This is a genomic window from Phocaeicola fibrisolvens, from assembly GCF_025567125.1.
GTDB lineage: Bacteria > Bacteroidota > Bacteroidia > Bacteroidales > Bacteroidaceae > Phocaeicola > Phocaeicola fibrisolvens.
On the sequence record NZ_JAOQJI010000079.1, the window covers coordinates 1 to 8165 of the forward strand.

At 46.3% G+C, this 8165-nt stretch carries 5 protein-coding genes and 1 pseudogene; 5 read left to right on the forward strand and 1 reads right to left on the reverse strand.

From position 1 onward, the window contains the following. Positions 1-142: 142 nt before the first annotated feature. The 4 genes and pseudogenes from OCV81_RS17145 (at position 143) to mobV (ending at position 3877) form a co-directional block, all read left to right on the forward strand. Positions 143-514, forward strand: coding sequence for a hypothetical protein (locus OCV81_RS17145; protein ID WP_148331064.1), 372 nt, complete (start codon positions 143-145; stop codon positions 512-514). Between the two features lie 268 nt (positions 515-782). Continuing rightward, positions 783-1976 (forward strand): annotated as a pseudogene (locus OCV81_RS17150) (primase-helicase family protein). Positions 1977-2066: 90 nt separating this feature from the next. Beyond that, positions 2067-2396 carry a hypothetical protein gene (locus tag OCV81_RS17155; RefSeq protein WP_148331065.1) on the forward strand — a complete coding sequence of 110 codons (330 nt, stop codon included), beginning with the start codon at positions 2067-2069 and terminating at the stop codon, positions 2394-2396. 161 nt (positions 2397-2557) lie between these two features. Beyond that, a complete protein-coding gene (mobV, locus tag OCV81_RS17160; RefSeq protein WP_148331066.1) occupies positions 2558-3877 on the forward strand; it encodes a MobV family relaxase in 1320 nt (439 codons plus the stop codon). Between the two features lie 330 nt (positions 3878-4207). Here the strand turns inward: mobV and OCV81_RS17165 are convergent, their stop codons facing one another. Continuing rightward, positions 4208-6481 carry a leucine-rich repeat domain-containing protein gene (locus OCV81_RS17165; protein WP_262640515.1) on the reverse strand — a complete coding sequence of 758 codons (2274 nt, stop codon included), beginning with the start codon at positions 6479-6481 and terminating at the stop codon, positions 4208-4210. A gap of 449 nt (positions 6482-6930) precedes the next feature. Between OCV81_RS17165 and OCV81_RS17170 the strand changes: the two genes are divergently transcribed. Further along, positions 6931-7950, forward strand: coding sequence for a branched-chain amino acid aminotransferase (locus OCV81_RS17170; protein WP_148331068.1), 1020 nt, complete (start codon positions 6931-6933; stop codon positions 7948-7950). Positions 7951-8165 lie beyond the last annotated feature (215 nt).

Below are 8165 nucleotides of genomic sequence, written 5' to 3' on the forward strand. Positions count from 1 at the left end.
GGCTGTCGGAAACCTACCACCGTAAGGTGGCATGGCGCCGACAGCCGAGCCTACAGATAACCGTGGAGAAGCTGGATAACGACCTCACGATGCTGGGTGACAAGCTGAGCAAATCATTCGGCAACATCAAAGTGGCAGGGATATGAAACGGACAACAATCACGATGGACGGATGCGGCAGGATTGCCGTACCGTCCGATACCGCCAACATATGGATGAGTGAAATGGAGTTAGTAAGACTATTCAATGTCATCGCCCCGACCCTCCGTGCCGCCATCCGAGCCGTGTACAAAAGCGGAGTGTTGCAGCCTTGCGAGGTAGAAAGGCGCATCAGGCTGCCCAACGGTTATTATTCAGAAGTATATGCCTTACCAATGGTCGTGGCACTCGCTTTCCGCATCGACACGCCCAACGCCGCAAGGGTGCGCAACGCCCTGTTGGAAAGGCTGTGCTTGCGAAAAGACAGACAAATGCTTTGGCTTTCGTTAGGCAATAGTGCATCGTGCAAGTGTTAGCGAGTGCAGTTGCGTGTCAATACGCCCGTGCATTCACACAATACCCTTAGCCCGAAGAAGTGCAATTTTACTTTTTCGGGCTTTTTCTTTTCACCATTTTAAGGTTGGTATTGCCCATTCTGCTACATTTTCTTGTTCATCGGTTTCTTTTGCGCCGTTCTGCATAGTTTTACGTATCAAGGTTTTAGCCGTCCTTCCGTAGCTTTGCAACCATGTTTAATCCGCCTGCCGACAAGGTGTCGGCGGCACTAAAACCTATATTTGAAACATGGAAAAGAAAGAAGAATTTATCCGTGTAGGCACCACGCTCTACAAGATTGTAAACCAACCCCGCATTGACGGCGGCTATGTGAGGAGACGCATCGCATGGAACGCCGAGACCCTGCGGCAGGACTACGGCAAGGACTACATGGCAAGTGTTCCGAAGTATGACGGCTTCTGTACCGTACCCGACCATGTAGGCTACAAATCCGTAGTAGGCAAGTTTCTCAACCTCTACGAGCCGATAAGCCATGTTCTCGTGCAGGGCGACTTCCCCTGCATTCGCTCGTTGGTGGAGCACATCTTCGGCGAACAGTACGAATTGGGCATGGACTATTTGCAACTGCTGTACCTGTACCCCGTTCAGAAGCTGCCCATCCTCCTGCTCGTATCCGAAGAGAGGAACACGGGCAAAAGCACGTTCCTGAACTTCCTGAAAGCCGTATTCCAGAACAACGTGACGTTCAACACCAACGAGGATTTTCGTAGTCAGTTCAATTCCGACTGGGCGGGCAAGCTGCTCATCATGGTGGACGAGGTGTTGCTCAACCGCCGTGAGGACAGCGAGAGGTTGAAGAACCTCAGCACCACGCTTTCCTACAAGGTGGAGGCGAAAGGCAAAGACCGTGACAAGATAGGCTTCTTCGCCTAGTTCGTGCTTTGCTCCAACAACGAGCACCTGCCCGTCATCATTGACGCTGGCGAGACACGCTATTGGGTGCGTAAGATTGTGCCGCTACAGAATGACGATACCGACTTCCTGCAAAAGCTGAAAGCGGAAATCCCCGCTTTCCTGCACTTCCTATGCAACCGTGCACTCTCCACCGAAAAGGAGAGCCGCATGTGGTTCGACCCGAAGCGGCTGGAAACAGATGCCCTGCGGAAGATTATCCGAAGCAACCGTAACCGTTTGGAGATAGAGATGGCGGAACTGCTGCTCGACATCATGGCAAGCGTGGGCATCAGTTCTGTTTCTTTTTGCCTCAATGACATTATCCCGTTGCTCGTCTGCTCTCAAGTAAAGGTGGAGAAGGCGCAGGTTCGGAAAGTGGTGCAGGAATGCTGGAAGCTGGCTCCTGCATCCAATTCGCTTTCCTACACCACCTACCAATGCGACTACAGCCGTAAGTGCGGATATTCACCCGTCAAGAGGATAGGACGCTACTACACGGCAAGCAAAGCGCAGTTGGAAACACTCTGATATTTTGATGAAATGATGAAAGCATATATAAATATAAAGAATGACAGCGACTTACATTCTCATCAAACGCTCAACAAAAGGATTGGGCTGATGAAAAGAGGAAACGGACGCAGCCCCACACATCACTTTTCTTTTGGCGAGCGGTTTGATGAAACGCTGATGAAAGATTATTTCATTAGCTGTCAGTATATTAGACTATCCAATCATCAATTCATCGGATTTTCACCCCTCATCAAGTCCGCCGGAGAAGCAACAGAGGTGAACATCGCTATTCGCAGACAGGTCGGACGGACTTCCGGTTTGCCGACCGACAAGGGGAAACCGATGTCACTGGCGAAAAGAAAAGGCAACCAATGTCCGCCGACATCACCGCTGACGCCGCCGCAGGCTTTTGGGAAACAAAAAGCCATAGCTCATTAGGGCGTTTTCTTCACGCACCGCTGACGCTAATGCTAAAAACGCCCCAATGAGCCAGCGGGGGCGTACCCCTCTGGACACCCCGTTTGCCCCGTGCGGCTATAACCGCAGGCAGGCGGACACCGACAGACAAGTTTGTATAACCTCTAAAACAAGAAACGAACATGGGATACATAAGCATCCAAATCAACAAGGCGAAAGGTTCGGCTGACACGGGCGCATCCGACCACATCGAACGCAAGACTACGCCCAAGAACGCAGACCCCACACGCACCCACCTCAACCGTGAACTGGTAGAGTTTCCTGATGGAGTGTCCGACTGTACCGAAGTGATAAGTCACCGTATCCGTACGGCTGGTATCAAACGTAAGATAACCCCTGACCAAGTGCGGGCAATTAGAATCGTGCTTTCGGGTACGCACGAGGATATGATGAAAATACAGGACGAGGGCAGACTTGACGAATGGTGTGATGACAACCTGCAATGGCTGCAACGCACATTCGGCAAGGAGAACACAGTTTCGGCAGTCCTACACATGGACGAACATACACCGCATATCCACGCAACGGTCGTGCCGATAGTAACAGGCGAGCGCAGGAAAACCAAGAGGAAGCAGATAGAGGGCAAACGCACGTACCGCAAGAAATCCAACGGCGTTCGCCTGTGCGCCGATGATGTGCTGACACGTGAGAAGCTGGTCGCCTACCATGACAGCTACGCCGCAGCAATGGCGAAGTACGGCTTGCAGCGTGGTGTCCGTGGTTCGGAAGCACGGCACACCACCACTGCCCAATACTACCGTGACCTGAAACGGCAGACGGGAGAGTTTGAAGCCAATGTGCAACAACTACAAACCGAACAACAACAGGTGGAACGACAGCTTGACGAAGTGCGGAAGGAAATCAAGTCGGAGAAGCTGGAAGCCGCCAAGACCGAAGCGAAGACGGCACTCGTGGCAAAGGTCGGTTCTCTTTTGGGCAGCGGAAAGCTGAAAGAACTGGAAACCGACAACCGTACCCTGCAAGGCGAGGTCGCCGCCCGTGACGAAAGCATTGAGTTGTTGCAACAACAGATGGAACGGCAGCAGGAGGAACACAGTCGCCAACTGATGGAACTGCAAGCCAAACACCGCAGGGAAATGGCGGACAAGGAAGCGGAACACCAAAAGGAAGTGTCATTTCTGAAATCCATCATCCAAAAGGCCAAGAAATGGTTTCCGCTGTTCCAAGAACTGGTGTACATGGAGAAGCTCTGCCTTAAAGTCGGCTTCAACGAGCGGCAGACTGCCACGCTCGTCAGCGGCAAGCCGCTGTTCTACGAGGGCGAACTCTATTCGGAGGAACACAAGCGGAAGTTCACGACCGAAAGGGCTGGCTTCCAAGTGGTGAAAGACCCGAAAGACAGGTCTAAGCTCGCACTTGCCATCAACGGGCAACCGATTGGCGAATGGTTCAAGGAGCAGTTTTGCAGTCTCATTCGTTAGAAAGACTGTCGAGCCGCTCAGGAAAGGCAATAACATGGGATTATAAACAATGCCAACGGGGCTAGCAAGGTATGTTTTGAGTTACTCAAAACGTTTCGGGTTACTCCCGAAAGCCTTGCAGTAAAGGTTACTCTTCCGAAGTCGGGCAACCTGTTTAAAGCAGCGGTGTTCTTGGACTATTCTTTATTGTTTATACAAAAAATCAATTTACAGTATATGTAGTGTGTCCAATACTAAGAGCTTGGCAGTCAACCCGTGGTTGAGCGAGATATTAGCGTAGACATTCATTCCTATACCTATTACTGACTAATATAGTCAATCTTGGGTTGCTTAGAAACCAAGCCCGTCCATAAAGTTATCCCAATCTCCACCATTCTCCATAAATGCCTCATAGTCTTCCCCACCAAGGGCATAGTAGGTGTCTCTTTCTAAATCCCGTATAGACGGTTCTTCATCATAATCATAGCTGAATTCGGTGCTTTCAAGTTTTTTCTGTGACCACAGGCTTAAATAGCGGCACAGCAGCATTGTTTCTTTACGTCTTTGTGGATATAAACGTTCCAATTCTTTAACGCATGTTTCATTGAGAATCAGCTTCCCCTTCCGCACCAATAGCCAGAAGAGAGTTTTTTTCTGCTCAAACATGGTTCTGCATGCCCCAAAGAAATCTCCGAAAGATAGAATTTCCCGCAGATTCTCCACTTCCATTACAGGTGTTTCTGACAAGTTCTTTTTAGTAAGCCTTCCTTTCACAGACCCTGTGACATGATTGTATATCTCGCCTGTATAGACCGCAGAGTAATCTTCTTCTATATAATCAGCAAAACAATTCCATCTAACAGTTTTTTGATACTTTTCTAAGGTGCCCTTGGGAACATGAAGTCTTGTGTTGTTCACATAATGAAATGTTCCTTTTGCTATGGGACAAGGGTCAGCTGCATAGACATATAAGTCTTTCAAAGCAGAAGGTATGCAGAGCTTTCCAATATGCATAATTGATACAGGCAAATGTAAACTCGCAATGCCAGTCTTGGCAAAGGCTTCGTCTCCAACTTTTTTCAATCCGTCATTCAGACGAATAATCTTCAGATTGGACTTCCCATAAAAAGCTGAAGGAGCTATCTCAACGGTTCCATCCGGTATGGCATATTCACTGCTGTTGACATTTGTATATAGCAACAACTTGTTGGAGATATAAAGGCTGTTATCGACTAAGGACAGCTTTTGCTGTGGACATTCAAAGACGACAGTTGAAAGATTAGGACATTGATAGACAGCTCCACTGCTCATCCTTTTCACGTCATTCCGCAAGACGATGTTTCTGACAAACAAACAATTGCAAATGCAAGCCCTTTCCCATATCAATGTATTAGAAACGATTGTTTCCAAGGTTGGAAGTCTATAGAAAGCATACTTTTCCATTATCATGGCTTGCTCAGGCAAAACGATTTCCCTGAGGTACAAGTCGGTGAATATAAATTTAGTGAGTATATCTTGTTGGGTATAGCAATCACAAACAGCCCATTGGGACGTAGAGGTATAATAGGATTCTCCTCCATCAACAAGAACGCATTTGCTCAAATCCAACCTTGTCAGGAAGGAATGTTTACCAATCAGGTTTTGACTATACTCACGCAAGGAAAGAATATCAGTCCCGTTAAGGCTTCCTTGAATGCGGATGGTGTATGAGGCATTTGGAATACTATGTCTGTTTAATTCTTTTCCAATCTCGCCAGGCGCAAAATCTGTGATTTCAATCTCATATTTATCCATGTTTCTATAGAAAGCGGAAGTATAAAAGTGTTCCATATCCCAGACGCATTCGATTTCCACACCCATCGGAGTCGTATGTCGGTTGCTGGATTTAGGAGAGTGATATAAGAAAAAGACCTGCGCATCCCAATCGTTATTATCATTACTCAGAATATAAACATATGGATGCAGATATTTCTTGCAGAATGCGGTAATCTCAGCGACTATTTTCTCTTCAGGCAATCTGTGTGATTGCCTATATGGCATTTCTGTCAGTACCAAAGGAATTGGCATTCCTGTACATCCTTCCTTAACTTTGGCAACTATGTCAGAAATGCTTCCTTCCATATTATCAATAGCATTGCCTCCTTTGGGGAGTTGGAGTGTGGCCCTGAACAACAAAGTAGTTGCATCCCCCACTCCCCCACAAATAAGACAGTCATCGTGTATGAGTACATTTTCCTGTTCACAAACATAAATCAGGGGAACTCCTTTGACACCGACTTGTTGTTCCATGTTTTTCATTACTTCTGCTTTGAAAATCCGAAGATCATGGATTATTTGTTCTTGATAGTCTGATAGATTTCTGACAACCACATCTGAGAAAGAGACTTTTTTGATGCCAAAAACCAAACCGTTGAGGTATCTTCCTCGAATAACATACGCGTTTCCTTTTTTGATTTTGTTACAGATAGCAACAATATAATCAGCATCTGCCAATTTCCCTGTATTTGCTTCTCCAATAAAAATATGTGTATCCTTTCCTGCAAATACTTCACGAAAGGAACGTATCCAAGTTTGGAGTTCATCTGAACTGCAAGATTTACTATAGGTATCTAATGTAAATGCCATATAAATTCTACCTTTTCTACAAAGGTAATAAAAAACAGGCATTTCTTGGCAAATTCAATTCTTTTTTTTATTTTTGCATCCGTAAGAGTTACCCGAATAAGCAAAGCGATGCAGACCACGGCAATTAGGACGGTTGCCAACTCATTACCTGAAAACGAAGTAATTCTTCTAACTCTCTTGATTTCAAAGAGGTATATTCCTTTATACAGATTTACGGAAAAACTTTGGCTTTACACTGATATCACCTGAAATTTTAACTTTATCCCCCAGGAAATATTCAAGACTACTTTCTCTCAAAAACTTTTTCATTTCAAAATGAGGAGAAATCCTTTAGCTCCCTTCATTTATGTCAAAAAAGAACAGTTTTATATTGGATTTTGTAAATATAAACCGTACTTTTGCTTGCTAGCTTATAAAGACATTCAAAAAACTTATAAAAATAGATAACCATGAAAGAAATAGACTGGTCGAATCTGTCCTTCGGATACATGAAGACAGATTACAATGTACGTTGCTATTATCGCGACGGAAAATGGGGAGAACTTGAACTCTGCTCAGAAGAAACACTGAACATTCACATGGCGGCCACTTGCCTTCACTATGGACAAGAAGCCTTTGAAGGCCTGAAGGCTTATCGCGGAAAAGACGGTAAAATCCGTATCTTCCGCCCGGAAGCCAATGCCGAGCGCTTGCAGAGCACTTGTCGCGGTATTCTGATGCCGGAACTCCCGACCGAAACATTCTGTGAGGCTGTAAAGAAAGTAGTAAAGGCCAATGAACGCTTCATTCCACCATACGAAAGCGGTGCTTCTCTTTATATCCGTCCGCTACTGATTGGTACAGGCGCACAGGTGGGTGTACATCCAGCCAATGAATACCTGTTCGTGATATTTGTCACTCCGGTAGGTCCTTACTTTAAAGGTGGATTTGCTACAAACCCGTATGTCATCATCCGCCAGTATGACCGTGCGGCTCCGCTGGGAACCGGTACATACAAAGTCGGCGGCAACTATGCAGCCAGCCTCCGTGCCAACAAAATCGCACATGATGCCGGATATGCCAGTGAGTTCTATCTGGATGCCAAGGAAAAGAAATATATTGACGAATGTGGTGCCGCCAACTTTTTTGGTATCAAAAACAACACCTATGTCACTCCGTTGTCTACTTCTATCCTGCCTTCCATCACTAACCGCAGCCTGATGCAGCTGGCAGAAGACATGGGACTGAAAGTAGAACGCCGTCCGATTCCAGAAGAAGAACTGACTACCTTTGAGGAAGCCGGTGCCTGCGGTACAGCCGCCGTTATCAGTCCTATCGAACGCATTGATGACTTGGAGAATCACAAATCGTACGTAATTGCTAAAGATGGAAAGCCAGGTCCTATCAGTGAAAAACTGTATCACAAGCTGCGCGCCATTCAATATGGAGACGAAGCTGACCCATACGGATGGGTAACAGTGCTGGATTAAACAATCACGCAGACAAATACACAAAAGGTCCGAAACTTCTCTCACATAGTTTCGGACCTTTTGTTTTTACATCGGCTCGCTTTTACGTTGAGCCCTCAAGAATTATTCAAAACAAAAAAGAGGGTGTGTCAAAATGCATACCCTCTTTTTTTATGACAACGCCCCGACTTTCCCAAGCCGAGGCATTGTTATTACCTAAAGATTTTGTATCTTTA